Raw genomic sequence first — 25,733 nt, 5'->3', positions numbered from 1 at the left:
GTATTTACTTTAGCCCAGCAAGCCTAAATACCATTGCCAAATGCCGTTACCCCATAGCAAACAAATCCAACCTGCCACTGCAAGGTATGGGCCGAATGGTATAGCTTGGTCTCTCTGATGATTTTTAAATAGCATTAAAGACACACCAACAATTGCACCGACAAAAGATGCCATTAATATCAAAAGAGGCAGTAACTCCCAGCCCATCCAGGCGCCAAACAAAGCGACAAGTTTAAAGTCGCCGTGACCCATTCCTTCTTTACCTGTAAGTATTTTAAAAAGCCAAAATACTGAAAATAAACTCATGTAACCGGCTACAGCACCTATAACAGCTTGCTCCAGAGGAACGATTAAACCGTTTATATTAAGTAACAAACCCAACCATAAAAAAGGGAGCGTTATTTGGTCTGGCAATAGCATGTGGTCTAAGTCAATGACTGTGAGCGCGATTAGTGCAAAGGTAAGCAATAACACGAAAAGTGCCTGCCACGTAACGCCGTAGTGAGATGCAACAACAACACCTAGGCAGGCAGTAATAAACTCAATCACAGGGTATCGAGCTGAAATTTTAGTGCCACAACTGGAACATTTGCCCTTCAAAAATAGCCAGCTGATAACGGGGATGTTTTCATAAAACTTTATTGCGTGGCCGCACTTAGGGCATGTTGAGTTTGGCTTGGAAAGTGTTATTCTCTCGAGCTTTCTTGTAGGCTTTTTCGGCACTTCATCCGCTAGAAATTCACGACATTCGTGATACCAGCTGTACTCCATCATCTTTGGCAGCCTTAGAATCACAACATTCAAAAAACTGCCAACCATTAATGAAAAAATAAATATGGTTGCAAAGTATAGTACGGGGGTTTGTTCAAAATTTAAAATGATGCTGTCTAGCATAAAAATCTCTTTTAAAGAAAAAGCCATTACCCTATCAAGCAAGTAGGATAATGGCTTTAAAAACTTATCTGAACTTAAACGACTTTACCAATTTGGAATATTGGTAGGTACATCGCGATAATAAGTCCGCCAATTACTACACCCAAAAATGACATGATCATTGGTTCTATTAAAGCTGTTAAGTTGTCAACGGCGTTATCGACCTCAGCTTCATACACATTTGCCACTTTGGCGAGCATATCGTCTACGGCACCTGATTCCTCGCCAATAGCTACCATTTGAATGACCATGTCAGGAAAAATCTGAGAGTTACGCATGGCTAGATTCATCTGCATCCCTGAAGAAACTTCCGATCTAATTTCCATAATGGCATCGCGGTAAACAGCATTGCCTGAAGCGCCAGCCGCTGATTCTAATGCATCTATTAGTGGTACACCAGCCGCAAATGTTGTTGATAAGGTTCTCGCATAACGCGCAACTACTGCTTTATCGAGTATTTCACCGACAACCGGCAACTTTAAAATAGCTCTATCGACAGAGTCGCGAAATTTTTGGCTATTCCTATGTGTTCTTTTGAATAAAAAACCAGCACCAAACAAGGCCGCAAGTCCTATATACCAATAGGCTTGCATGAATTCTGATATACTTATTACAAATTGAGTAAATGCTGGTAATTCAGCGCCAAAGCCATTGAATATTTCTTGAAAGACTGGAACTACGTATATTAAAAGTATTGCCGTTACTATGAATGCAATGACTAGTACAGAAATAGGATAGGTCATTGCTTTCTTGATTTTTGCTTTTAATGCTTCAGATTTTTCTTTGTAAGTAGCAATGCGGTCAAATATTGTTTCCAAGGCGCCTGATTGTTCACCGGATGCTACTAAATCACAATAAAGATCATCGAAGTATTTTGGGTGCTCCCTTAAACAATCTGATAGAGGGATACCAGAGCTTAACTTTAAATTTATATCACCAAGTAATTTTTGCATATTGGCGTTATCATGACCTTTGCCAATCATCTCAATACTTTGAACTAGTGGGACTCCAGCAGTAAGCATTGTCGCTAGTTGTCGCGTCACTTGCGCAATATCTGCTGGCCCTAATGCTTTTGCGCCACCCCCTAAACCAAAAAGAGGTTTGGGTTTTTTCTTGATTCTACCGGGTGTTACCCCTTGCTTTCTTAACTGTGTTTTTAGCTCTAGAACACTTGCAGCTGAAAGTTCACCAGAAACTTTTTTACCTTTTCGGTTTACACCCTGCCAGATGAACACATCATTCGGCTTTGTTGTATTTTTTTTAGAAGCTTTTGAGGATGTCGCTGAAGATACTGCCATGTCTACTTCCTGTTTATTATTCTAATTCGCGGTAACGCGATTCATTTCTTCAATGCTGGTCACGCCAGATATGACTTTAACTATGCCAGATTGGCGCAGATTGTTGTAGCCTTCTTTTTGAAACTGTTTAGCTATATCCAAACTGTTACCTCCTTCCATAATAATGGAAGAAACTTCAGAGGTTATTTTTACTACCTCATAGATCCCCACACGCCCTTTGTAGCCTCCTGTACACTCATCACAGCCTACGGGCTTAAAGGCCTTAAATGTACCTATCTTTTCTTCGGGAAATCCTAATTGAGAAAGATGTTCATGTGGTACATCATCCTCTGCTTTACAAAGCCCGCATAAACGTCTAGCGAGACGTTGTGCAATAATAATACTTACTGAACTTGCTACATTAAATGCAGGAACGCCCATGTTTAATAAACGAGTTAAGGTTTCCGCAGCCGAATTTGTATGGAGCGTAGATAATACTAAGTGACCGGTTTGCGCCGCCTTAATAGCTATTTCAGCAGTCTCTAGGTCTCGAATCTCACCAACCATGACAATATCCGGATCTTGACGTAGGAAGGAGCGAAGTGCTCCAGGGAAAGTTAAACCAGCTTTGGTATTAATTTGAACCTGATTAATTCCTTCTAAGTTTATTTCTACAGGGTCTTCTGCTGTAGATATATTGCGCTCTGGTGTGTTTAATATATTGAGGCCAGTATATAAAGAAACAGTCTTACCCGAGCCTGTCGGTCCCGTCACCAATATCATTCCCTGAGGCTGCTCTAATGCTTCTAGGTAAATTGCCTTTTGTTCGGCTTCGTAACCTAACATGTCAATACCCAGCATGGCACTTGAGGAGTCAAGAATACGCATTACTATTTTCTCGCCCCACATAGTGGGTAGGGTAGAAACACGGAAATCTATCGATTTTTTCTTGGAAAGAGCCAGCTTTATACGACCATCTTGTGGTACTCGACGCTCAGCAATATCAAGTTTTGACATAACTTTTAAACGAGCGGCCATTCGTGAGGCCAATGCTACTGGGGGCGATGCTATTTCGTTTAATATTCCATCTATACGAAAACGAATTCTGTATGAGTGCTCATATGGTTCAAAATGTAAATCAGACGCCCCTTTTTTGATTGCGTCTAACAAAATTTTGTTGATATAGACGACAATAGGCGCGTCGTCTTGCTGATCACTATAGCTTTCTTCCTTTTGTTCTGTGTCTTCCTCAATATCAATACCTGCTAACTCGTCTGCATCTGATTCACTTAACTCTAATGAATCAACGTCGGATTCCAATAGCTCAGATATGGTTTTATCAAGGGTCTCTTGATTTGCAAGAACTAACTCGGTAGTGAAGCCGGTGTTAAATTGAATATCCTCTAGAGCGTCAATATCATTGGGGGTTGACATTGCAACAAAAAGAACCTTTCCTCGAAGAAATAAAGGAAGTGCATTATGTTTTTTTATTAATTTTTCATTCTTTACGCTATCTGGCAATGTATCTAGATCAATCTGAGATACGTCAAATAGGGGAAAGCCAAAGCTCTTTGACAAAACTGCAGCGATAGAACCTGCGCTTAAATGCTTATCACTTATCAGGAATGAAATAAAAGATTTATCTTGTTTTGAAAATTCTTCTGGGATACTGGCGATTACATCTTGTGATATAAGGCTGTTTTTCGCGAGTGCTGAAAGAATACTTGTTTGCTGGTGAATCCCTTTCATCAATTGACTCTTTGGTTACAAAAATTGTCAGGTTATATTTTTATAAGATAACAAGCTTGTTAAAAATTCGATATAAAAAAAGAGCCTCGAGGGCTCTTTTTTCTTCGAAATTCAAGTTTACGGTATTGTAGGTGCTGCAGTCTGATGAGTACAACCAGTCGGAGCTAGACTTGCGTCAGTGAACCCCCCAGCTGTGCATGACCATTCCCCTGCAGCAGTTCTTGCTAACAAGATTGCACCACTCCCAATTTGTGAAGGCGCGTTTGCCATTGTACACAGTAAACCGCCGACACCATCTGTACCCATCTCTGCAGTAATAGTACAGTTTTGAGTCGTTGCGTCTTTAATAGACGATAGAGCCGCTACGTTTGCAACTGCAGCGCCGCGGTTAGCAAACATTTCTACTTGTGTTTTTGCACCTGAAATTTCAGCTAGACCAGCAGATAGCTTTGAACTTGCTTGGTAGTCGCTGTACGCAGGCAAAGCTACTGCAGCAAGAATACCGATGATCGCAACAACGATCATTAGTTCGATTAATGTAAAACCTTTTTGAACGTTTTTCATAATAATAATTCCATATTTATTACGGGGGCTGACGCACATACTGCAATAAAAATTATAATATGTAAAATATTGTTATCGATTTTTTTTAGTTTTTTTGCAAATTAGCAGCAAATTGATGAATTTTAATGCTTTCTTAACATAACTTTTACATAGTTTTTGACCAAAACGTCAAAAAAACGTGTGTTTTGTAAAGTATTCTGACACTTCTACTTGGGTGTTTGATTAAGAAAACCGCATTGATAAATCAATAGCTCGTATATTTTTGGTTAAGGCGCCTGAAGATATAAAATCAACACCAGCAGCTGTGTATGCTTTCAATGTCTCGAGGGTCATGTTGCCCGAAACTTCTAATTTAGTCTGTTGGTTGTTTGTCGCATTATATGAATCAGTTAGCTTTACTGCTTCAGCTATCATCTCTGTTGTAAAATTATCGAGCATAATAATGTCGGCTCCAGCCTTTAGGCCTTGATTGAGCTCGTCCATGCTTTCTACTTCTACTTCAACTTTTATTTCTGGTTTGTTAGAACGTGCTGTTTTTATGGCTTCATCAATACCACCGCATGCAGCGATGTGGTTCTCTTTAATTAAATAAGCGTCGAAGAGGCCAACGCGGTGATTATTACCACCACCGCATGCGACAGCATACTTTTGGGCGCTTCTTAAACCCGGTAAGGTTTTACGCGTATCTAATAACTTGGTGCGCCTGCCTTCAAGTTCTTGCACATACGAAGCAGTTAGCGTCGCGGTACCAGAAAGTGACTGAAGAAAGTTTAGCGCGGTTCTTTCACCGGTGAGAATGAGTCTTGCATTACCTGATAGCTCGAACAGTACCGTATTTGCTTTTACCTTCTCACCGTCGTTCACAAACCATGTAATGTTGGTCTGTGTACCTGTAACTTCATCAAGTTGTTTGAACACTTCATTAACCCACGCTACGCCACATACGATACACTCTTCTCTGCAAATTACCGTAGCTACAGCCGTATTGTCCGAGGGAATAAGCATAGCGGTTACATCAAAAGATGCGTCTACTTGTTGATCAGAAGATAAACCAAGGTCTTCTTGAAGTGCCCAACGAACGGTATGTTGAATGTCAGATAATAATGCTTTGCTTAGCATAGGTGCATAGTCTCTTTTGGTTAGCGTTGTTGTAAAATTAACTGTTTGCCAGTTTGGCTGAATTCTACCTTTTTTAGTGCACTCATGCCTAACAGTATTTCATCACTTAGCATGCCAGGATTTATGTGTGCGGAGACATCTTGCAGAATAATATTACCAATCGTCAGGGTATCTATTTGGGTGCGATATACGATCACTGTGCCATTAGCGGTATTTACTGGATACTGACCTGATGTTTGCAAGTATAATCTGTCGGCTACTTGCGCAGGGATAGAAACTTGTGTTGCCCCCGTATCCAGTAAAAATACAACCGGTTCATTGTTTATGGTACCCGATGTAACGTAATGGCCCGCTCGATTTTGACGTAGTGTTACCTGTGCTCCGCCACTAGATAGTAACGCGCTGTCAGGTGAAGTATTGGGGTTCCACTGTTTATCGAGCACATCTTGAAAAATAATAACGAGTATTCCTAACCCCAAAACCCAGGCTATCCACAAAAAAGCTTTGCCCATTTGCGGCGTATCGTCATTGTTATCTCTCATATGAAATGCCTTGTGTAAAAAGTCGATGCTAACTTAAGTAACTGATTGTATTATTTGTCGAGTAAATAATTCAAAGTTTGTTGTAACAATGTATACGATAAAAAATGGTTGGTTGGTTGATGCCGAAATACATAAAAGTCCGCATTTTACCGAAAGAGATAAAGAGCATGATGTTAGCCTTTTAGTTGTTCACAATATCTCGCTTCCCCCAGGACAATTTGGTGGTCCATATATTACTGATCTATTTTTGGGGAATTTGGATAAAGCTGTCGATCCTTTCTTTGAGGAAATTTACCAATTGGAGGTGTCTGCTCACTGTCTAATTAGAAGGGATGGAAAGGTTATACAATATGTATCCTTTGACAATAAAGCGTGGCATGCAGGTGTATCAAACTTTAATGGCAGAGAACGTTGTAATGACTTTTCTATAGGTATTGAACTTGAGGGAACAGATACCACGCCATATACAGAAGAACAGTATAACTCACTGGTCTGCTTAGTAAAAAAACTACAAGAATCCTATCCGCTAATTACGCATAATACGATGGTAGGGCATTGTGATATAGCACCAGGGAGAAAAACAGACCCTGGTGAAGCATTTGACTGGCCCAAGTTTTACCACCTTTTAGCTAGTATTGACGAGTAATGATATGGGATTAATCAGTCTATTAATTTCGCTTGCCGCAGAACGGAAACTATCGGCATCGTTTTGGCACTTCAATTTCACTTTTTCGAAATATATGGCCTTCGCCAAATCGCAAAATCTGCAAAACGCCATTACGGGCCAACTATTCCCTTTGGCACTTTTAGTGGTTCCGCCGCTTATTACTTTCATTGTATTCAGCGCTATATCTGATACGTTAATTCATCTCGTTCTCTCAACTGTTGTGCTCATCGTTTGTTTTGGGTGTGTCAAAACAAGAGATACCTACAAGCAATATTTACGTGCTGCCTTTCGAGGAGATTTAACGACAAGCCAGCTCCACTACGAGCAACTGCTAAGTGATAAAAACCTAACTAACTATGGGTTTGGACAAACGTTAGTTTGGTTGAACTACCGCTACTACATAGCGGTAATGCTTTATTTTGTTGTCTTTGGCCCTGTCGGTGCGGTTTTTTATCGACTACTTTGTGCGCTAGAAGAGCAACAACAATCAATAGCGCTAGAGGACTCAGATAGCCCTGCATTAACTGGCATGTATCGAAAAGTGTTGTTTTGGGCTGATTGGTTACCTGTGCGCATTGCAACTTTTGGATTAATGATGGTGGGCCACTTTTCAAAAGGATTTCCGCATTGGGTGGAAAATCTATTCGACTTTTCCAAATCACCTCAATGCGTGCTGATTGATGTCGCTCAGCAGTCTGAAGACATTATGGTGGATAAAGATGATTGTACGGCAGAGCCTTGTTTGCTTGTTCGCCTTGCAAAGCGAAACGTCCTTCTCTTACTTGCCGTAGTCGCTGTTTTAATCTTGACAGGTATCATTTCTTAATCTGATCAGACCAGCCTGCTGTCCTAAAGCGCGCCTATGGTGCGCTTTTTTATTGCACTGGCAAAACCTGTAGCTTCAGCTAAATTCATTTACAGTTTGCCCAATATTTGCTAATTTATAAGGCTATAGTTAATGGTAAGACCAATTTACCAATTTTAGTTTTTTAGTTTCGAATTGACCTATGGTTGCAATAAAAAGCATCAAAGCAAAACAGCCTAAACTTTCTGATGTCATCTTGTCTCAGTTAGAGCAAATGATTGTCGAAGGCAGTTTGTTACCAGGTCAAAAACTATTACCTGAGCGTGAATTGGCGGCGCAGTTTGATGTTTCTCGTCCTTCGTTGAGAGAGGCAATTCAAAAACTTGAAGCGAAGGGACTTGTCACTCGTAAACAAGGTGGTGGCACATTTGTCACGAATACCTTGCATAGTGGTTTATCCGATCCTCTTTTCGACCTGATGTCAAAGAGCCATGAGTCTCAGTTTGACTTGCTAGAGTTTCGCTACGGTATTGAAGGCATGTCGGCTTATTACGCAGCAATGCGAGGAACAGAAACTGACTTTAAAGAGATTCAGCTAAAACACGACAATATCGGTACCGCACAAATTGAAAATGACTTCCGTGCTGAAGCAGAGGCGGTATTTGAGTTTTATTTAGCTATATGTGCGGCATCGCACAACGCAATTATGCTGCACCTCGCACGCAGCATGTCGAGCTTAATTATTGACAACATTGAACAGAATTTAACGGTACTTGCGCAGCGACCTGATACGTTTGGGAAGATATCGGAATACCGTAAACAGCTGATGGACGCAATATTAAGCGGTCAGCCACAAAAAGCCTGGGGGGCGAGCCATCGTCACCTTGCATTTATTGAAGAAGTATTGTTGAACCTGACGGATGAACGCAGCCGCATGGAACGTTCGATGCGTCGAATGCAGCGATATTAAAAAGAAATTCAAGCGGATAGTTAATTTTTAACTATCTTTAAAAAGATTAAATAAATAACAACACGGAGACTAAGTAAATATTATGTCTGAGCTCCCAAATAACGTGGATATTGATTCAGCAGAAACGCAAGAATGGCTAGAGTCGATGGAAGCTGTTCTGGAAAATGAAGGTCCAGAGCGTGCACACTTCTTAATGGAACAGTTAATTGATCGTGCGCGTCGTGGTGGTACACACCTACCATTCGATGCGACAACGGCTTACGTTAACACGATTCCTCCTGGGCAAGAGCCAAACATGCCTGCTGATCAAACCATCGAATCACGCATTCGTGCGGCTATCCGTTGGAATGCGATGGCACTAGTTCTTCGTGCATCGAAAAAAGATTTAGAACTTGGCGGTCATATCGGCTCATTCGCTTCATCAGCAATGCTTTACGATGTTGGTTTTAACCACTTCTTTAAGGCGGCTGGTCCAGAGAACGGCGGCGATTTCATTTTTGCACAAGGCCATATCTCTCCGGGTATTTATGGCCGAGCATTCCTAGAAGGTCGCTTAACTGAAGAGCAAATGGATAATTTCCGTCAAGAAGTAGATGGTAACGGTCTTTCTTCATACCCACACCCACACTTAATGCAAGATTTCTGGCAATTCCCAACGGTATCTATGGGTCTTGGTCCACTACAAGCAATTTATACAGCGCGCTTCCTGAAGTACTTAACTGATCGCGGTATCAAAGATTGCTCTGGTCAACGTGTTTACTGTTTCTTAGGTGACGGTGAGTGTGATGAGCCAGAATCATTAGGTGCTATTGGTCTTGCTGCGCGTGAAGGCTTAGATAACCTTTGCTTCATCATCAACTGTAACTTACAACGCTTAGATGGTCCGGTTCGTGGTAATGGTAAAATTATCCAAGAACTTGAAGGTACATTCCGTGGCGCAGGCTGGGAAGTATTGAAAGTTATTTGGGGTTCTTACTGGGATCCATTAATTGCTCGTGATACGTCAGGCAAACTATTGCAACTGATGAACGAAACCGTTGACGGTGAATACCAGAACTGTAAAGCAAAAGGCGGTAAGTACACTCGCGAGAACTGGTTCGGTAAGTACCCTGAAACAGCGGCGATGGTGGCAAATATGTCTGACGAAGACGTATGGCGCCTAAACCGCGGTGGTCATGATCCAGTTAAAGTGTATGCTGCATACGACCGTGCGATGAAAACTAAAGGTCGCCCAACGGTTATTTTAGCCAAAACAGTTAAAGGCTTTGGTCTTGGTGCTGCAGGTGAAGCTGCAAACGTAGCGCACAATGTTAAGAAGATGGATATTGATTCAATCAAACAATATCGTGATCGTTTTAACATGCCTATTTCTGACGATCAGTTAGAAGAGCTACCATTCTTCCGCTTCCCTGAAGATAGCGAAGAAATGAAGTACATGCGTGCGCGTCGTGAAGCCTTGGGTGGTTCGTTACCTGCACGTCGTAAGCAAGCTGAAGAAGAGTTAGAAATCCCTTCAATGAAGGCATTTGATGCTATTACCAAAGGTTCTGGTGAGCGTGAAGTTTCATCTACAATGACGTTTGTACGTGTATTAAATGCACTATTGAAAGACAAGAAAATTGGTAAACGAGTGGTACCAATTATTCCTGATGAAGCACGTACTTTCGGTATGGAAGGTTTGTTCCGTCAAGTTGGTATCTACGCGCATGAAGGCCAAAAATACACGCCGCAAGATGCTGACCAAGTCGCTTACTACCGTGAAGATAAAAAGGGTCAGGTTCTTCAAGAAGGTATTAACGAGTTAGGTGCAATGGCTTCTTGGGTTGCGTCTGGTACCTCTTACTCAACCTGTAATGCGACGACTATCCCATTCTACATTTATTATTCTATGTTTGGTTTCCAACGTGTTGGTGACCTAGCGTGGGCAGCAGGTGATAGCCAGGCTCGTGGTTTCTTATTAGGAGCAACAGCAGGCCGAACAACCCTTAATGGTGAAGGTCTACAACATCAGGATGGTCATTCTCATGTTCAAGCTGGGTTGATTCCAAACTGTGTAACGTATGACCCAACATACGGTTACGAAGTTGCTGTTATTGTTCGTGAAGGTTTACGTCGCATGTACGAAGAAAATGAAAACATTTTCTACTACTTAACGCTAATGAACGAAAACTATCAGCACCCGGCAATGCCTGAAGATAAAGATGTTGAAGAGCAAATTATCAAAGGTATCTACAAGCTTGACCGCGTTGAGTCAAAAGGTGCTAAAGCCAATGTTCAGTTAATGGGCTCAGGTACTATCCTTCTTCAAGTCCGCGAAGCAGCTAAGATTCTTGCCGAAGACTACGGTGTATCAAGTGATGTTTACTCGGTAACGTCGTTCAACGAGCTTGCTCGTGAAGGTCAAGAAGTTACGCGTCAAAACATGCTTAACCCAGAAGCCGACCCACAAGTGCCTTATATCGGTCAAGTGATCACTAAAGATGCGGGTCCTGCTATTGCCGCGACTGACTATGTAAAAGCATACTCAGATCAAGTTCGCGCATTTATTGATACAGACTACCGTTGTCTGGGCACAGATGGCTTTGGTCGTTCTGATAGCCGTGCGAATTTACGTCGTCACTTTGAAGTGAATGCTGCTTACATTGTTGTAGCGTCATTATACGAATTGGCGAACCGTGGTGAAGTTGATCGCAAAGTTGTTGCGGAAGCAATTAAACGTTTCGATATCGACACAAACAAAATTAACCCGCTATACGCGTAATTAGGAAAGAGGAGAACAACTATGTCTGACGTTCAAAAAATTCTCGTTCCTGATGTGGGCGGTGATGAAGTTGAAGTAATCGAGATTGGTTTTGCTATTGGCGACACGCTGGAAGCTGAAGATGGTATTGTTACTGTCGAAACAGACAAGGCGTCAATGGACATTCCTGCACCATTTGCTGGTGAACTTGTTGCCTTAACAGTGTCTGTTGGTGACAAGATCAAAGAAGGCGACGTGATTGGTGAAATTAAAGTGGCTGGTGCAGATGCGCCAGCTGCTGAGCCAGAGCCTGAAGCACCTGCTGCAGAAGCTGCCCCTGCGGCTACAGGTGGTAGCGAAGTGATTGACGTTGTCGTGCCAGATATTGGTGAAGACGGCGAAGTTGATGTTATTGAAGTACTTGTTTCTGTTGGTGATGAAGTCCAAGAAGAAGACGGTCTAATCACGCTAGAAACCGACAAAGCGACTATGGACGTACCTTCTTCACATGCGGGTATTATCAAAGAAGTACTGATTAATGTTGGTGACAAAATTGGTACGGGTGGCGTTGTTGTTAAGTTAGAAACAAACAGTGGTGCTCCTGCTGCAATTCAACAGCCAGCGGCCCCTGTAGCAGCTCCAGCGCCAGCGAAGGAAGAGCCAAAAGCTGCTCCAGCGGCAGCGAAAGCAGCGCCAGTTCCACATCACCCTCAAGCCGGTGATTTTAAAGCGACGGGTAAAGTTTACACATCGCCTTCTATTCGCCGTTTAGCACGTGAGTTTGGTGTCGACTTAACCCTTGTTAAAGGTACAGGCCGTAAAGGACGTATTCTTAAAGAAGACGTTCAATCCTATGTGAAATATGAGCTGTCTCGCCCTAAAGCCAATGCCGGTAGTTCAGTTGCATCAGGTGAAGGTGGCTTGCAAGTTATTGCTGGTAAGTCGATCGACTTCTCTAAGTTTGGTGAGATTGAAGTTAAAGAGCTTTCACGTATTCAAAAGATCTCTGGCCCATTCTTACATCGTTCATGGGTGACTATTCCTCATGTGACACAGTTTGATGAAGCTGACATCACTGAACTTGAGAAATTCCGTAAAGAGCAAAATGTTGTTGCTGACAAGCAGAAGCTAGGCTTTAAGATCACGCCACTTGTTTTCATCATGAAAGCGGTTGCTGATGCACTGAAAGCTTACCCAACGTTTAATGCGAGTTTGAGCGAAGATGGCGAAAGCCTAATTCTTAAAAAATACATCCATGTAGGTGTGGCGGTAGATACGCCTAATGGCTTAGTTGTACCTGTGGTACGAGATGTTGATAAGAAAGGTATTTACGAATTGTCCAAAGAGCTTTTAGACATTTCTATGAAAGCACGTGAAGGCAAGCTTAAAGCCCAAGACATGCAAGGTGGTTGTTTCACAATCTCTAGTTTAGGTGGTATCGGTGGTACAGCATTTACGCCAATCGTTAACTCACCAGAAGTAGGCATCTTAGGTGTGTCCAAATCTGAAATGAAGCCTAAGTGGAATGGTAGTGAATTTGAACCACGATTAATGTTGCCGTTGTCTATGTCATACGACCATCGTGTGATTGACGGTGCATTAGCGGCGCGCTTTACTGTGCATTTAGCGCAAGTATTATCAGATTTACGTAAGTTAATTCTATAGTACAAAAGCAGGAAACATTGGCGAGGTAAGAGCTTTCATATAAATCAAGCGTAAAAGCTAATTTGAAAGGTTTTACCTACGCTAACAATATCTTGGCGAAAATCGGTTGAAAAGATAGCGATTTGATTGAAGTTTCAGTAAACTTCGCGTCAGAAAAATGAGAATCAATTTTATCGGCAACACAAATGTAAATGCCGTTAAACAACACAAGTAATTTGAGGTTAGCATGAGCAACGAGATTAAAACTCAGGTCGTAGTTTTAGGTTCTGGCCCTGGCGGTTATTCTGCAGCATTCCGCGCAGCAGATTTAGGCTTAGACGTAGTATTAGTTGAAAAGTACAGCACGCTAGGTGGCGTTTGTCTAAACGTCGGTTGTATTCCATCTAAAGCGTTATTACACGTTGCAAAAGTGCTAGATGACGCGAAAGATATGGCATCTCACGGTGTTTCTTTCGGTCAACCTGAAATTGATTTAGACAAAATCCGTGCTTGGAAAGATAAAGACGTTGTTGGCAAACTTACGCAAGGTATCGCTGGTATGGCGAAAATGCGTAAAGTTAAAACTGTTGAGGGCTACGGTAAGTTCACGTCAGACAAAACGATTGAAGTTGAAGGTGCTGATGGCAACACAACTATCTCATTCGACAACGCGATTATTGCTTGTGGTTCTTCAGTGGTTAACTTGCCTTTCATTCCAGAAGATGACCGTATCATCGATTCAACGGGCGCACTTGAACTGAAAGACGTTCCAGGTGAAATGCTTGTACTTGGTGGTGGTATTATCGGCCTTGAAATGGGAACGGTATACAGCTCTCTTGGCGCGAAAGTGTCAGTTGTAGAATTTGCTGACCAGTTAGTACCTGCTGCAGACGCTGATGTTGTTAAGATTTACACGAAACACAACAAGCCACGTTTCGAGTCAATTATGCTTTCAACGAAGGTTGTAGCTGTTGATGCGAAAGATGACGGTTTATATGTAACGTTTGAAGGTAAGAACGCTCCAGAAGGTCAAGTACGCTACGACAAGATCTTAGTTGCTGTCGGCCGTAAGCCAAACGGCCACTTAATTGCTGCTGATAAAGCTGGCGTTAACGTTGACGAGCGTGGCTTTATTAACGTATCTAATGAGTTACGTACAAACGTTCCTCATATCTTTGCTATTGGCGATGTTGTTGGCCAACCAATGCTTGCACACAAAGCGGTTCACGAAGCGCACGTTGCAGCTGAAGTAATCGCTGGTAAGAAGCATGTATTTGAACCACGTGCAATTCCTTCAATTGCATACACAGACCCTGAAATTGCATGGGTTGGTGTGACTGAAAGCGAAGCAAAAGAGCAAGGCCTGAATATCGAAGTTGCTAACTTCCCATGGTCAGCATCTGGCCGTGCAATCGCATCAGCACGTACTGAAGGTAAAACGAAGTTAATCTTTGATAAAGATTCAGGCCGTGTATTAGGTGGTGCTATTGTAGGTATCAACGCTGGTGAAATGCTTGGTGAAATCGGCTTAGCCGTAGAAATGGGCGCAGATGCAGAAGATGTTGCATTGACTATTCACGCGCACCCAACGTTAAACGAGTCAATCGGCTTAGCGGCAGAAGTGTTTGAAGGTTCAATTACTGACCTTCCAAATGCAAAAGCGGTAAAAAAGAAAAAATAATCAACTACACTTAACAGTGTGTTGATGTTGAAAAGCTAGCGTATTCCGCTAGCTTTTTTTATGCTTGTTATATCGCAGGAAAATAAGGAAAGTTATGGTGTTAATGAAATATATTGCGACTATCTCTCTTTTGGTAATGAGCACAGCAGTGGTTGCTAAGGAAACGAAATACCAACGAGACTTTGATCATCAAGTGCAATTCGCTCAAGAAAAGACTGGAGAGGGCATTTGGCGATTGGAGGTATCGAGGCAAAATGACGCGAAGTTTGCCACTATGGTGACGTTTGCAGCACGTCAAGGCATGAAACTATGTCATCGCCATGGTTATGACATGAAATTTGTTTCAGGAGTTGAGGGATTTGATGATCGTCGTGGTATGCCAAACAAAATCTTTCCACCGCTCGTCGTGCAGATTACTTGTCCCAAAACGACTTGACGTTAAATACGCTAGTGTGAGTTCACATAAAGTAAAGCACCCAACAAAAAAAGGGCTACCTAACGGTAGCCCTTTTCGTTGTATCAATTAGCTGTTCTCTAGCTTGTGTTAGCTAGGATCTGCAATCTTAACTGCAACAGCGCCAGATGCTGGTACTGTCATCGCTTCCGTTGGTGGAGCGAAGCGTGTTAAGTCGATACCTTCAACAGCCGCTGTGTACTCATCCATAGTCGGGAAACGACCTAAGATAGTTGAAAGTACAACAAGTGGTGTTGAACCTAGTAAAGATTCACCTTTCTTCTCCGCGCTATCTGCTACAACACGACCTTGGAATAAACGTGTTGAAGTAGCGATTACTGTGTCACCTGGTTCAGCTTTTTCTTGGTTACCCATACATAAGTTACAGCCTGGGCGCTCAAGGTATAAGATGTTTTCGTACGTCTTACGTGCTTCACCCTTCGGGTTATCGTCATCAAACACGAAACCTGAGTACTTAGCTAAGATATCCCAGTCACCTTCCGCTTTTAACTCATCAACAATGTTGTATGTTGGTGGTGCAACAACTAATGGTGCTTTAAATTCAATACCACCGTTTTGCTTTTCTAAGTTGCGGAACATTTGCGCGATGATTTGCATATCACCCTTGTGAACCATACAAGAACCAACGAAACCTAAATCTACAGGCTTGCCGTCGTAGTATGAAACAGGGCGAATTACATCGTGCGTGTAACGCTTAGAAACGTCTTCATTGTTAACATCAGGGTCAGCAATCATTGGCTCAACGATTGTGTCTAAATCAACAACTACTTCTGCGTAGTACTTAGCGTTGTCATCTGGTGCTAATGCTGGCGTTTCACCAGACTTGATACCAGCGATACGCTCATCCGCTAACTTAATAAGGCCAGCTAATGTTTGTGCTTCGTTATCCATACCTTTGTCGATCATGATTTGGATACGAGATTTCGCAAGCTCGATAGACTCAATTAATGTTTCATCGTTTGAGATACAAACAGACGCTTTCGCTTTCATTTCAGCTGACCAGTCAGTGAATGTGAACGCTTGGTCTGCTAATAAAGTACCAATATGTACTTCGATTACGCGGCCTTGGAATACGTTTTCGCCTTCGAACTGCTTAAGCATTTGTGCTTGAGTCGCGTGAACGATATCACGGAAGTCCATGTGATCAGCCATTTTACCTTTGAAGGTAACTTTTACTGATTCTGGAATTGGCATTGCAGACTCACCCGTTGCAAGAGCGATTGCTACTGTACCTGAGTCAGCACCGAACGCTACACCTTTAGACATACGTGTATGTGAGTCACCACCAATGATAATTGCACGGTCATCAACAGTAATGTCGTTCAGAACCTTGTGAATTACGTCAGTCATTGAGTGATAAACGCCTTTCGGGTCACGTGCTGTGATTACACCGAATGCGTTCATGAATGCCATTAGCTTAGGCGTGTTAGCTTTAGCTTTGCTATCCCATACTGAAGCCGTATGACAACCTGATTGGAATGCACCGTCAACAAGTGGAGAAATCGTAGAAGCAGCCATCGCTTCTAATTCCTGACATGTCATAGGGCCTGTAGTATCTTGTGAACCTACGATGTTTACTTTAACACGTACGTTTGAACCCGCGTGTAATGGTGCGTCTGAAGATACGCCTACAGCGTTACGGTTGAAGATTTTCTCAACAGCCGTTAAACCTTGGCCTTCGTGTGAAATTTCTTTTGCAGCTGCATATACAACTGGCGCATCAACACCTAATGTTTCAGCAGCGAATGTTTGTAACTTCTTACCGAAAGTCACCGCGTAAGAACCACCAGCTTTCATAAATTCAAGCTTTTGCGGTGTGAATGCAGAAGCAACATCAGCAACTTCATCTGCGCCGTTGAATAACTTCTTCGCTTTGGTATCGATAGTTAAAACAGTACCTGTTGCAACAGAGTACGCTTCTTCTAATACTGGGTCGCCATTTGCGTCAGTAACTGTGTTACCGTCAGCGTCTACTTTCTTCACCCAGTTTTTAAGGTCAAGACCGATACCACCAGTTACGTCAACTGTTGTTAAGAAAATTGGTGCGATACCGTTAGTACCTGCAACAACTGGTGCGATGTTGATAAATGGTACGTAAGGAGACGCTTGTTCACCTGCCCAAAGTGCAACGTTGTTAACACCAGACATACGTGATGAACCAACACCCATAGTACCTTTTTCAGCAACTAGCATAACTTTTTTGCCAGGGTGCTGTGCTTGAAGCGCAACAATTTCTTTTTGTGCTTCTTCAGAGATCATGCACTTACCGTGTAATTCACGGTCAGCACGTGAGTGAGATTGGTGACCTGGAGATAATAAGTCAGTTGAGATATCACCGATACCAGCAACGTAAGTGACTACGTCAATTTTTTCTGACACGTCAGGAAGTTTTGTGAAGAACTCTGCGTTTGCATAGCTTTCTAAAATGTCTTTAGCAACCGCGTTGCCTGCTTTGTAAGCATCCGCCAAACGGCTAGTGTCAGCATCGTATAAGAATACTTGTGTTTTTAATACGTCAGCAGCTGGCGCAGAAACAGCTGCGTCGTCGCTTAATGCAAGGTCAAGAAGCACTTCAATTGAAGGACCACCTTTCATGTGAGAAAGCAATTCGAATGCAAACTCAACTGAGATTTCAGCAACGGTCGCTTGACCTAATATGATTTCTTTTAAGAATTTTGCTTTTACGCCAGCAGCACTTGTTGTACCTGGAAGCGTGTTGTAGATGAAGAACTTTAAAGAATCTTCACGGTGCTCATTCGCTTGATCTTTGATTTGTTCGATAATTTCCGCTAATAAATCAGCGCTATCAATTGGCTTTGGCGCAAGACCAAGCTCTTCTTTGCGGGTTTTAATTTCCGCTAAATATTCTGAATACAAGCTCATTTTTTTCTCACTTTGACTAATAAAATAGCTAATGGTTAACCAGTAGCATTATATTTTTGGCGCATATTTTACCTGATTTTTTGATGTCGAGTAATCATTAGATGAAATAAGCACTATTCACCTTGTTTATATATGGTAGAAATTTTGATTATAGTGGGTATAACAACTGGTTGATGAGGAGCTATTTACACCTGTACCAGCACGTCCCAAACTATATTGAGTATGGCTAATACTGCGTTATTTTCTAATTATTTGTCTCGTGAGCTATCCAAAAAAAATATCGAGCTTCCCATAATATGATTGGGGTGATACTCCGGTTAACCTATAATTAGGTTAATTCTTAAGGATCACCAGCCATTGGGCTTTATTGGCTGATGTGATGAGTGTCGTGATGTTAATTGTATGGTTACTAATGGTAAACTAGTATTTTCAGCCGGTTTATTATGCGTGGATAGTAAGCTGCTTTTTTAGAAATTTGATAGAACTCCTATGCAGAATCAACCCAACAACCCGCTACACGGCAAAACTTTAGAAAATATACTGACAGAACTTGTTGAAAAGATAGGTTGGGAGAGAATGGGCAGCACAGTCAATATTCGCTGCTTCAACAATGACCCTTCTATAAAGTCCAGTTTAAAGTTCTTACGCAGGACCCCTTGGGCGAGAACACAAGTAGAGGAAATGTATATAAACGTATTTCATGGCTTTCAATGGCCAGAAGAGTCATAGATTATTTTCCTATTTTTTTCCTTACTTTTTCCATATGTCGGCGAAAGCTAGCGTCGAATTTACTTTCTCCGCAGTTGAAGCTAGATACTGCTTTCACACCCTCTATGCCTACACTGGTAAGGTCTTCCTCCAATAAACAAGTTCCATCGTCGCCTTTTACTATGTTTTTTCCACCATACTGCGTGGTGTTTTTGGCTTTCTGTTGCTCTTGTGTCAATGGTACAACTGAGTGGGGCACAGCAGGCGGGTTAGGGTGCATTCCGGAAAGCGAGCGGTGTTGAGTAAATGACTCTGTTTCTGACTGAACGATTGAGCTGTTTATTTTGCTGCGAATGCTTTCTAGTTGCTGCAGCGGATTTATCACCTTTTGTTGATTGTTTTTATTTGTGAGTATCTGTTTAGCATCAGTCTGAATGTTAGACGGCAGATTATCGATTGACTCAGCTGGCTGCGCTTCTTTTGTTGCATATGAAAGGGAAGTGTCAGCAACATTATTTATTGCGGCTTTATCCTGTTCATGTTCGGTCTTTTCTAAATGTTCATTTTCAACTTCGTAGGGCAAAATGTCAGGTTCGACCTGATTAAGTTCATTTTCCAGCTTAGCGGCTTCAGTTGCCATCGGAGGGGAGTAAAGGTAGCTTTTGATTGAGGGAATATGTTCAACATGCGATGGAAGTTTTGGGGCATTAATAATCAGCCCAACTATTAATACGCCATGTATTAATACAGAGATAAAAACGTAATTAATACTTCCTTGTTTCACAACGACACTTCATTAACTTAAGTGAAGTTATGGACTGAATGTTTTTGTTTTGGTTCAACTTATTTTGTTTAGTAGCCTAGTTTTGGCTCCGTGGCTTTGTCTATATAAAGCACGTCAGCTTCATCTATAACTTTTCTTTCGAGTAAATTTGAAGGGAACAAACACATGCCATCGCACACAAATGCCTGAATAAAATATGCGAAAAATCAGCTTGTGATGGCGGTCAATATATAGAAGTGAATGGTGGCCCCTCCCAGACTTGAACTGGGGACCTACCGATTATGAGTCGGGTGCTCTAACCAACTGAGCTAAAGGGCCATTCAGAATTGCTTGGAATACGAAAAGGCTTTCGTTTAAGCGGGTGGCAGTATAAGCATTTTTTATTTTCTTGTCACCTTTGCAAGGACAAAAAATTACGTCTTTCAACTCAATAGCTTATTAATTAATCAGGTAGGAGTAGACATCCTTGTCTGGAGGAGAAATTACAGCTGGTTATTCGCCAGTTTTGTCGTGAGATGGTACTCGATGGTGTGATGCAGCTGGTTGTTTATATACACCTCCATCGCATAGGTTCCAGGTATGTCATGACTGTCTGTTCGCATGAAAATAGCGCCTCTTCCTGCTATCCTCATTGGCTTTCCCATCATTTTACGTGGCCTATCTTCGCCGTTGCTTGGCGGTAATACATGGACGGAGCTTAGTGTAAATTCGTCTGTTTCAGGGCTTGTTACGACAAGCCCAAAAAGTGATGATTCACCTTTATTGCTTATTAGAATATTCTTGGTTTTTTCGAAACCAACCGGTTCACCCATGTCATTGTGAATGATGACGCCAAAATCCATTTGATACTCAATCTCTGCAGCAAAAATTGGAAACTGCATCAATGACAAACTGATTGCGATAAATTCATGAAGCTTCATGGCTACCTCCAAATTGTTTTTTTAACCAAATAAGCAGTAGTGCCGCAGAAAATATATAACTAATGTTCGGTTCTGGTATTGGTACTGCGCCCTGTGGCGTTGTCCCCTGAATTTCTGCGACAATTTTGTTTTCTATGGCCCGCTGAAAGTCATTAAAAGTTGCAGGGGCCAACAAGAAAGGGGTATCTCCACCAACAACTTGCTCTGCGTACTGGTCAATGACGCTATCGTCCGTTGTAATAACGATTCCGTTGATGGTGTCCACGCCGTTTGCTAGTGCTGCAGCAGAGCCCGCAGCAGGTGATATACCAGAATTGTTTGTGCCGTCACCTGAGATATCGATAACGTTTTTCGTCCCAGCAAAGTCATTGTTAACAAACAAAGGGTAACCATATTCTATGGCTGAGCCTATAGCGGTCCAGCCTGAGAAAGGGCGAGCTATGTTTGCCATTACCGTGGACAAATCATGGGCAGCGTCAGCAGAGTCAACTAGTGTCCAGTCAATCATGACTTGTTGATTACCGCTGCCTGACCACATAATAAGTTGTACGGCTATACTGCCTTCAGTGCCATTGATGATAGCGTCTTGAACCCTTTCGCTAGCAAACGCATTGCTGTAACCCATCATTTGTAGGTCATACTCGGTACTGTTGACGCTACCTGATATGTCGACTAAAAGTTGTAGCTCTACATCGACAGGGGTAATTGCATAGCTGTGTGTAGTAGCAAGCATGGCCGCCAGAAAGCACAGCTTGTATCGCATTCTTTTCATAGCTACCTCCAAATCCTCGTTGTAACGCTAACGCTATTGCATAACGCCAGCCATATTTTTTCTCTAATGATTACATAGGGTTATGTTTTTGACAGAACCTCAGCGTTGCAATATGCAAAGATTTCCACGGTTTTACTTTGCACTTTGCAACGATATATCGAATGGATTTTGTTAAAGCATTGATAATTAATGGAAATATATTTGGTTTGTTGTTTGCACTATCAATATCGCGTGCTTCACAGCGCTGCTATAAAGAGGAGAACAGCCATGAGCCACAGATACAGAAGAGACAGATATTACCGGGGCAAAGCTTCACAGGTCGAGGCAACTATTCGACTAGTGATTATGGCCTTTATTATTGTCGGTGCCGTTGCATTTTCGTTCTTTCAATATCAAAAGGCAGACCAACTAAATGCGGTCATCTCTGGTAAAAATGAGCAAATTAAGCACTTTGAGAAGGAGCTTTCTATTTTACGTACTCTTAATCCGTATCATATCGACACTGATGAGATAGCGATTGAGGCGGCGCAAAACCGAGACTTATTTCCGGGTTGGGTGGCACGAGTTTACCCAGTGCCCGACAGTCATCGAAAGGCGCAAATGATGAACGATCTAGGATCGTTCATCATGAATGAAACGCGCTTTTCACTGTCCAGCCACACCCGTTACGGTATTACGCAGCCAACGAAGAGTATGTACAAGCTAAATGGCTTGTTTCCTAGTTATGTAGAGGGTCGGTTGCAAGTAGGCGTTGAGTTTTATCTAACTGGCAACTCACAAGCAGAAAGCAAAGATGCATTAAGCAAGTTGTGTTCTTGCTATGCACGTATTGATATCAATCAAAAGCGGGTGATAGACCAAAAACTTCATGTGGTAACCCGATATAACTATGAACAAGTGCTAACTGGGGAAGTTGAGTTGGGAAAAGGCTTGCTACCAATAAGCGCAACTTTTTACTGTGACAAAAAATCAGACTTTCAAGGCGATGAAGTTGAGGTGGCTATCTCATTTAGACAACCCGGCCAGTACAACCTGACGACCAAAAGAAACTCGGTATTTCATATTTACAAACCATCAGCGCAACGCTTTGCTCGACTTTAAGCGGGGTGAATTCGCAACCGGATGGTGAAAGTCGTACCTTCATCGAGCACTGTGTCAACGTCAACTTCTGCTGAATGTTTCTCGAGAATGGCATAAGACACTGACAAACCCAGACCTGTGCCACCAGAGTGGCTTTTGGTTGTAAAGAAAGGTTCAAATAGCTTTGCCTTTGTCTCTGCTGACATACCCTTGCCATTGTCTTTGATTTTGACCACAACATAATCGTCGTCTGTTTCCGATGTAATCGTTAACTTTCCGCCATCTGGCATAGCTTGCGCAGCATTGACCATAAGGTTAACGAACACTTGTTGTAGCTGACCGTCATTGCCGTGGATGAGAGGCAGATTTTTATCTAGTCTTTTATCGACGGTGTGCTGATACTTCAGTTGATTCCATACTATTTGCAAGCTGTCTTCCAGTACTTGGTTGACGTCGACATCACTCAAAGTATTGCTATCACTGCGACTAAAGTTTTTCAAACTTTGTACTATATCTGCAATACGCTTTAAGCCATTGGTGCAACTATCGATAAGTGGCGTGGTGTCCTCTTTGGCAAATTCTAGCTCATGTTGAATAGCCGGGTCGTCGACCTTTTCAGGTAAAGCACTTTCGAAGATTTTTACATACTCTTTTAAGGACTCTAAATTACTTGCAACATACCCCAGCGGGTTATTTATTTCGTGTGCGACTCCCGCTGCAAGTTGGCCAAGAGAAGCCATTTTTTCATTTTGTATAAGCTGTCTTTGGGTTAGTTTAAGTTCAGCAACGGTAGACGTTAATGAGTGGTAATTGTAAGCCAGTTCAATTTCGCCGTGACGCCTTTGTAAAGCGGTTTGAAATTGTTGACAAGACATATCCATGGTTTGTTGGAAATCTTCACTGTAGCAATAATGACTGGCGTCCAGCACAACGATAAGTTTGAAGTCTTCCGCTATTTCTAACAAGCAAGCAATGGGAGATAACTGTGTTTGCCAATCTAGTAGTGTACCCACTATCTGTGTGTGTTGCTCAGAAAGTCTCAACCAGCCTTGTGTGTGCGACAGTTCGCTAGCGAGATAGTTAAAAACACGCTCGGTATTTTGTACGTCGTCAATTTCTTTTAACTGCGCATTCTCAGAGGTAAACGTGCTGATACTGACATTACCCTCGAGGCTTTCGAAAACGAGGCTTTTTTTAATATCGACGAAGGTTGCAATATTGGACAGGTAAATGCTGGCCAAGGCGCGTAAATCATGTTCTTCATAGATGTTGGCGGTGAGAGTCGACAAAAACTGAAGTTGAATTTGCCTTAGACTCGCTTGCTCATAGGCTTCAACAAATTCCTTATTGTTGTCGTAGTTGATTTGCGCATTGTCTTCGAGCTTTTGTTGAAGCTTTTTGTTGACACTTCTTTCTCGTTTTAATGCGTTCGATAATAATTTTATCTCATCCTGCAACGCTACGATGCTTGCTTCGTTACCTTGATCAGGCAATGCTTTTCTCCTTCGTGCATACAAGCTATTTGTGATACGTCTACGGGCTGATCAAAGTGATCAGCAGCCCCTAATATAAGTCCTTCGGCAAAATGACACATTTTGCGCTTCGACATATAGCGCACGATTAATGTGTCATCACTTGGTTGATCATAAAGTAGCGTAGGAGTGTACGCTAATGGATCGGCTTTTTTGACTTCGATGTGAATAACATTGTCTACAGCTTCTAAAAACTCAAACAAATTTTCAATATCAGCTACGTGATGCTGTGTAATACTGTAAAGTGTCTTAAAAAAATAGCGACCAAATTGCCTCGACAGGTCTATTGCTGTTACAGAAGTGAGCTCATTAATCGCGCCTAACAGGGTAAAAAGCTCTTCATCTTCATAAATTTCAGTAGAGATGTATTCGCCGTTTGACGGTAACGACACACTGTCGAGAGCCTTAAGCCAAGTAGTTAAACCGTATGTTTGTTCAACAAAATCGGAGAAACCTACAAAAACCGCTCCTTTCATTGCACTAGCCTTTGAAAACGAAGTATTGTTATATATAACTATAATGCTCGTGTTTTTGATAGCAAGTTATTCATCTTTATAACTTTAGTAGGACTAAATTATGTTGCCGTCGGTGTTGTTATTGGATGACGAAGAAGAAGTGCTCAGTGCTTTAGTGCGTGTGCTGCGCAAGGATTACCGCATCTACAAGTTTACTGACCCTTTAAAAGCACTCGATTTTTACAAGCATACTCCCACGCATATTGTGATTTCCGATATGCGTATGCCCAAAATGGACGGGGGCACTTTCCTGTCTGAAATTGCAAAAAGCAATGACAAATCTAAACGTATTGCGTTAACTGGGCACGCCGATATTGATTTAGCACAGCAAGCGATCAATGAAGGGCATATTTCCTATTACCTGAATAAGCCATGGAACAACCAAGAGTTGCTCGACAAACTGGCGCTTTTGGTTGATGAACTGAAGAGAGAAAATCTGCAACGTAACAAATTGAAGTTGCTGTTGGCAGACAACAAAAAACTCTCTGAAAAAATACGCGCTGTTGATTTACTGCAATCCGTTTCCAGTGAGCAAACGGAAGATTTAAACCACAAGCTAACGCAATTAAAACAGATGAATGCCGACATGCTTCATCTCATGGCTAACCTTGTTGCACATGCATCAGGTGACACCTGGGGACATGGCCAGCGTATTGCGGCACAAGCCAAAGTGCTGATGCGTAGAATGCAAGCTGATGAGTCCGAAATAAGTGCCGCCTATGTGATTGGATTACTTCAGCGTATCGGCATACCTAGCCTACCTAATGAAATTAGTAATGCCCTTTGGTTCCATATGTCTGTTTATCAACGCCAGCAATATGATCATTATTTTCAAAATAGTCAGCAAATATTGTCGTCATCGCCATTTCTAAAGCCATTTGCCGACGTTGTGGGCAGCATTACCGAAAATGTTGATGGTAGTGGTACGCCCCGAAAAATATCAGGTAAACAGATCCCTATTGCTGCAAGAGTGTTACGTATTTTAATCGATTTTGATTTGTTAGTTAGTGGCAAAATTACGGGAAAGGTTGTACCGCCTAATGAAGCTATTTCATTGTTAAAAGAAGATATTGCTGAAAAGTATGATAGACATGTTTTTGAGCAATTTGTGTCAATGATGACATGCTTGAGCAGTGACGACGATTACCAAATTCCTAAATTAGTGTCAGCGTTAGAAAACGGTATGATAGTGGCGTCAGACATTATCGACCCACATCAGCATAAGCTGTTGTCAGAAAATACACTCATCAACGAGAGACACATCGACAAGCTTACTGAAATACAGGGAGGTATGAATGACATTTTATTGATTTACATTCATGCCAATTGGCCAACGCTAGGCAAATATAGTGAAAATGGCGGAGCAGAGTAAT

22 protein-coding genes and 1 tRNA gene are annotated in these 25,733 nt (G+C 42.1%); 10 read left to right on the top strand and 13 right to left on the bottom strand.

The features are described 5' to 3' along the window. Positions 1-9: 9 nt before the first annotated feature. The 6 genes from ACFSJY_RS01695 to ACFSJY_RS01670 all read right to left on the bottom strand — a co-directional run bounded on the left by ACFSJY_RS01695 (position 10) and on the right by ACFSJY_RS01670 (position 6,184). Positions 10-894, bottom strand: a complete 885-nt coding sequence (locus tag ACFSJY_RS01695) for a prepilin peptidase (protein WP_386030449.1) — start codon at positions 892-894, stop codon at positions 10-12. A 74-nt stretch (positions 895-968) separates the two neighbouring features. After that, positions 969-2,231 carry a type II secretion system F family protein gene (locus ACFSJY_RS01690; RefSeq protein ID WP_386030447.1) on the bottom strand — a complete coding sequence of 421 codons (1,263 nt, stop codon included), beginning with the start codon at positions 2,229-2,231 and terminating at the stop codon, positions 969-971. A gap of 21 nt (positions 2,232-2,252) precedes the next feature. After that, complete coding sequence (pilB, locus tag ACFSJY_RS01685; RefSeq protein WP_386030445.1) at positions 2,253-3,959, bottom strand: type IV-A pilus assembly ATPase PilB; 1,707 nt, start codon at positions 3,957-3,959, stop codon at positions 2,253-2,255. A 117-nt stretch (positions 3,960-4,076) separates the two neighbouring features. Further along, positions 4,077-4,523: a pilin gene (locus ACFSJY_RS01680; RefSeq protein WP_386030443.1), complete on the bottom strand. Its 447-nt coding sequence runs from the start codon at positions 4,521-4,523 to the stop codon at positions 4,077-4,079. A gap of 222 nt (positions 4,524-4,745) precedes the next feature. After that, positions 4,746-5,642 carry a carboxylating nicotinate-nucleotide diphosphorylase gene (nadC, locus tag ACFSJY_RS01675; RefSeq protein WP_386030441.1) on the bottom strand — a complete coding sequence of 299 codons (897 nt, stop codon included), beginning with the start codon at positions 5,640-5,642 and terminating at the stop codon, positions 4,746-4,748. Positions 5,643-5,662: 20 nt separating this feature from the next. Continuing rightward, positions 5,663-6,184, bottom strand: a complete 522-nt coding sequence (locus tag ACFSJY_RS01670; RefSeq protein ID WP_386030439.1) for a retropepsin-like aspartic protease family protein — start codon at positions 6,182-6,184, stop codon at positions 5,663-5,665. An 88-nt stretch (positions 6,185-6,272) separates the two neighbouring features. On the opposite strand from ACFSJY_RS01670, the gene ampD reads away from it, so the two are divergent. The 7 genes from ampD (at position 6,273) to ACFSJY_RS01635 (ending at position 15,127) form a co-directional block, all read left to right on the top strand. Further along, positions 6,273-6,830, top strand: a complete 558-nt coding sequence (gene ampD, locus ACFSJY_RS01665; protein WP_386030437.1) for a 1,6-anhydro-N-acetylmuramyl-L-alanine amidase AmpD — start codon at positions 6,273-6,275, stop codon at positions 6,828-6,830. Positions 6,831-6,834: 4 nt separating this feature from the next. After that, positions 6,835-7,677: a beta-lactamase regulator AmpE gene (gene ampE, locus ACFSJY_RS01660; protein WP_386030435.1), complete on the top strand. Its 843-nt coding sequence runs from the start codon at positions 6,835-6,837 to the stop codon at positions 7,675-7,677. Between the two features lie 181 nt (positions 7,678-7,858). Continuing rightward, positions 7,859-8,626 carry a pyruvate dehydrogenase complex transcriptional repressor PdhR gene (gene pdhR, locus ACFSJY_RS01655; protein WP_386030433.1) on the top strand — a complete coding sequence of 256 codons (768 nt, stop codon included), beginning with the start codon at positions 7,859-7,861 and terminating at the stop codon, positions 8,624-8,626. 82 nt (positions 8,627-8,708) lie between these two features. Beyond that, positions 8,709-11,387 (top strand): pyruvate dehydrogenase (acetyl-transferring), homodimeric type, encoded by a 2,679-nt coding sequence (gene aceE / locus ACFSJY_RS01650; RefSeq protein WP_386030432.1) that lies wholly within the window; start codon positions 8,709-8,711, stop codon positions 11,385-11,387. A 21-nt stretch (positions 11,388-11,408) separates the two neighbouring features. Continuing rightward, positions 11,409-13,031, top strand: a complete 1,623-nt coding sequence (gene aceF, locus ACFSJY_RS01645) for a dihydrolipoyllysine-residue acetyltransferase (protein ID WP_386030430.1) — start codon at positions 11,409-11,411, stop codon at positions 13,029-13,031. A gap of 226 nt (positions 13,032-13,257) precedes the next feature. After that, on the top strand, positions 13,258-14,691 hold the full coding sequence (gene lpdA, locus ACFSJY_RS01640) for a dihydrolipoyl dehydrogenase (RefSeq protein ID WP_386030428.1): 1,434 nt from the start codon (positions 13,258-13,260) through the stop codon (positions 14,689-14,691). Positions 14,692-14,785: 94 nt separating this feature from the next. Then, entirely contained in the window at positions 14,786-15,127 is a 342-nt protein-coding gene (locus ACFSJY_RS01635; protein WP_386030426.1) for a hypothetical protein, read from the top strand. 108 nt (positions 15,128-15,235) lie between these two features. On the opposite strand, the gene ACFSJY_RS01630 is transcribed toward ACFSJY_RS01635, so the two are convergent. Further along, on the bottom strand, positions 15,236-18,049 hold the full coding sequence (locus ACFSJY_RS01630) for a bifunctional aconitate hydratase 2/2-methylisocitrate dehydratase (RefSeq protein WP_386030424.1): 2,814 nt from the start codon (positions 18,047-18,049) through the stop codon (positions 15,236-15,238). 489 nt (positions 18,050-18,538) lie between these two features. Between ACFSJY_RS01630 and ACFSJY_RS01625 the strand changes: the two genes are divergently transcribed. Continuing rightward, positions 18,539-18,778: a VF530 family protein gene (locus tag ACFSJY_RS01625; RefSeq protein ID WP_386030422.1), complete on the top strand. Its 240-nt coding sequence runs from the start codon at positions 18,539-18,541 to the stop codon at positions 18,776-18,778. A 1-nt stretch (position 18,779) separates the two neighbouring features. On the opposite strand, the gene ACFSJY_RS01620 is transcribed toward ACFSJY_RS01625, so the two are convergent. From ACFSJY_RS01620 to ACFSJY_RS01605, 4 genes are all read right to left on the bottom strand, one after another. Next, the gene (locus ACFSJY_RS01620) at positions 18,780-19,541 is read right to left on the bottom strand and encodes a hypothetical protein (RefSeq protein ID WP_386030420.1); all 762 of its coding nucleotides are present in this window, start codon (positions 19,539-19,541) and stop codon (positions 18,780-18,782) included. A 241-nt stretch (positions 19,542-19,782) separates the two neighbouring features. Beyond that, positions 19,783-19,859 (bottom strand) — tRNA-Ile (locus ACFSJY_RS01615). 164 nt (positions 19,860-20,023) lie between these two features. Continuing rightward, positions 20,024-20,461 carry a hypothetical protein gene (locus ACFSJY_RS01610; RefSeq protein ID WP_386030418.1) on the bottom strand — a complete coding sequence of 146 codons (438 nt, stop codon included), beginning with the start codon at positions 20,459-20,461 and terminating at the stop codon, positions 20,024-20,026. Further along, the gene (locus ACFSJY_RS01605) at positions 20,448-21,233 is read right to left on the bottom strand and encodes a DUF1194 domain-containing protein (protein WP_386030416.1); all 786 of its coding nucleotides are present in this window, start codon (positions 21,231-21,233) and stop codon (positions 20,448-20,450) included. The genes ACFSJY_RS01610 and ACFSJY_RS01605 overlap by 14 nt, the downstream gene beginning before the upstream one ends. Before the next feature lie 267 nt (positions 21,234-21,500). Between ACFSJY_RS01605 and ACFSJY_RS01600 the strand changes: the two genes are divergently transcribed. Continuing rightward, the gene (locus ACFSJY_RS01600) at positions 21,501-22,334 is read left to right on the top strand and encodes a hypothetical protein (protein WP_386030414.1); all 834 of its coding nucleotides are present in this window, start codon (positions 21,501-21,503) and stop codon (positions 22,332-22,334) included. On the opposite strand, the gene ACFSJY_RS01595 is transcribed toward ACFSJY_RS01600, so the two are convergent. Beyond that, positions 22,331-23,806 (bottom strand): sensor histidine kinase, encoded by a 1,476-nt coding sequence (locus tag ACFSJY_RS01595; protein WP_386030412.1) that lies wholly within the window; start codon positions 23,804-23,806, stop codon positions 22,331-22,333. The two genes, ACFSJY_RS01600 and ACFSJY_RS01595, sit on opposite strands and share 4 nt — an antisense overlap. Then, positions 23,773-24,321, bottom strand: a complete 549-nt coding sequence (locus ACFSJY_RS01590) for a heme NO-binding domain-containing protein (RefSeq protein WP_386030410.1) — start codon at positions 24,319-24,321, stop codon at positions 23,773-23,775. Before ACFSJY_RS01590 ends, ACFSJY_RS01595 begins: the two co-directional genes overlap by 34 nt. Before the next feature lie 100 nt (positions 24,322-24,421). On the opposite strand from ACFSJY_RS01590, the gene ACFSJY_RS01585 reads away from it, so the two are divergent. Beyond that, complete coding sequence (locus ACFSJY_RS01585; protein ID WP_386030408.1) at positions 24,422-25,732, top strand: HD domain-containing phosphohydrolase; 1,311 nt, start codon at positions 24,422-24,424, stop codon at positions 25,730-25,732. The last annotated feature ends 1 nt before the right edge of the window (position 25,733 follow it).

The organism is Thalassotalea euphylliae (assembly GCF_042682785.1).
Taxonomy (GTDB): domain Bacteria; phylum Pseudomonadota; class Gammaproteobacteria; order Enterobacterales; family Alteromonadaceae; genus Thalassotalea_F; species Thalassotalea_F euphylliae.
The sequence above is the reverse complement of the archived record's forward strand: the minus strand, read 5'-3'. Positions and strand labels throughout refer to the sequence as shown.

Excerpts from the sequence above, each read along its gene's own strand:
- ACFSJY_RS01695 (WP_386030449.1), bottom strand. The coding sequence starts at position 894 with ATGCTAGACAGCATCATTTTAAATTTTGAACAAACCCCCGTACTATAC.
- ACFSJY_RS01690 (WP_386030447.1), bottom strand. The coding sequence starts at position 2,231 with ATGGCAGTATCTTCAGCGACATCCTCAAAAGCTTCTAAAAAAAATACA.
- pilB (WP_386030445.1), bottom strand. The coding sequence starts at position 3,959 with ATGAAAGGGATTCACCAGCAAACAAGTATTCTTTCAGCACTCGCGAAA.
- ACFSJY_RS01680 (WP_386030443.1), bottom strand. The coding sequence starts at position 4,523 with ATGAAAAACGTTCAAAAAGGTTTTACATTAATCGAACTAATGATCGTT.
- nadC (WP_386030441.1), bottom strand. The coding sequence starts at position 5,642 with ATGCTAAGCAAAGCATTATTATCTGACATTCAACATACCGTTCGTTGG.
- ACFSJY_RS01670 (WP_386030439.1), bottom strand. The coding sequence starts at position 6,184 with ATGAGAGATAACAATGACGATACGCCGCAAATGGGCAAAGCTTTTTTG.
- ampD (WP_386030437.1), top strand. The coding sequence starts at position 6,273 with ATGTATACGATAAAAAATGGTTGGTTGGTTGATGCCGAAATACATAAA.
- ampE (WP_386030435.1), top strand. The coding sequence starts at position 6,835 with ATGGGATTAATCAGTCTATTAATTTCGCTTGCCGCAGAACGGAAACTA.
- pdhR (WP_386030433.1), top strand. The coding sequence starts at position 7,859 with ATGGTTGCAATAAAAAGCATCAAAGCAAAACAGCCTAAACTTTCTGAT.
- aceE (WP_386030432.1), top strand. The coding sequence starts at position 8,709 with ATGTCTGAGCTCCCAAATAACGTGGATATTGATTCAGCAGAAACGCAA.
- aceF (WP_386030430.1), top strand. The coding sequence starts at position 11,409 with ATGTCTGACGTTCAAAAAATTCTCGTTCCTGATGTGGGCGGTGATGAA.
- lpdA (WP_386030428.1), top strand. The coding sequence starts at position 13,258 with ATGAGCAACGAGATTAAAACTCAGGTCGTAGTTTTAGGTTCTGGCCCT.
- ACFSJY_RS01635 (WP_386030426.1), top strand. The coding sequence starts at position 14,786 with ATGGTGTTAATGAAATATATTGCGACTATCTCTCTTTTGGTAATGAGC.
- ACFSJY_RS01630 (WP_386030424.1), bottom strand. The coding sequence starts at position 18,049 with ATGAGCTTGTATTCAGAATATTTAGCGGAAATTAAAACCCGCAAAGAA.
- ACFSJY_RS01625 (WP_386030422.1), top strand. The coding sequence starts at position 18,539 with ATGCAGAATCAACCCAACAACCCGCTACACGGCAAAACTTTAGAAAAT.
- ACFSJY_RS01610 (WP_386030418.1), bottom strand. The coding sequence starts at position 20,461 with ATGAAGCTTCATGAATTTATCGCAATCAGTTTGTCATTGATGCAGTTT.
- ACFSJY_RS01605 (WP_386030416.1), bottom strand. The coding sequence starts at position 21,233 with ATGAAAAGAATGCGATACAAGCTGTGCTTTCTGGCGGCCATGCTTGCT.
- ACFSJY_RS01600 (WP_386030414.1), top strand. The coding sequence starts at position 21,501 with ATGAGCCACAGATACAGAAGAGACAGATATTACCGGGGCAAAGCTTCA.
- ACFSJY_RS01590 (WP_386030410.1), bottom strand. The coding sequence starts at position 24,321 with ATGAAAGGAGCGGTTTTTGTAGGTTTCTCCGATTTTGTTGAACAAACA.
- ACFSJY_RS01585 (WP_386030408.1), top strand. The coding sequence starts at position 24,422 with ATGTTGCCGTCGGTGTTGTTATTGGATGACGAAGAAGAAGTGCTCAGT.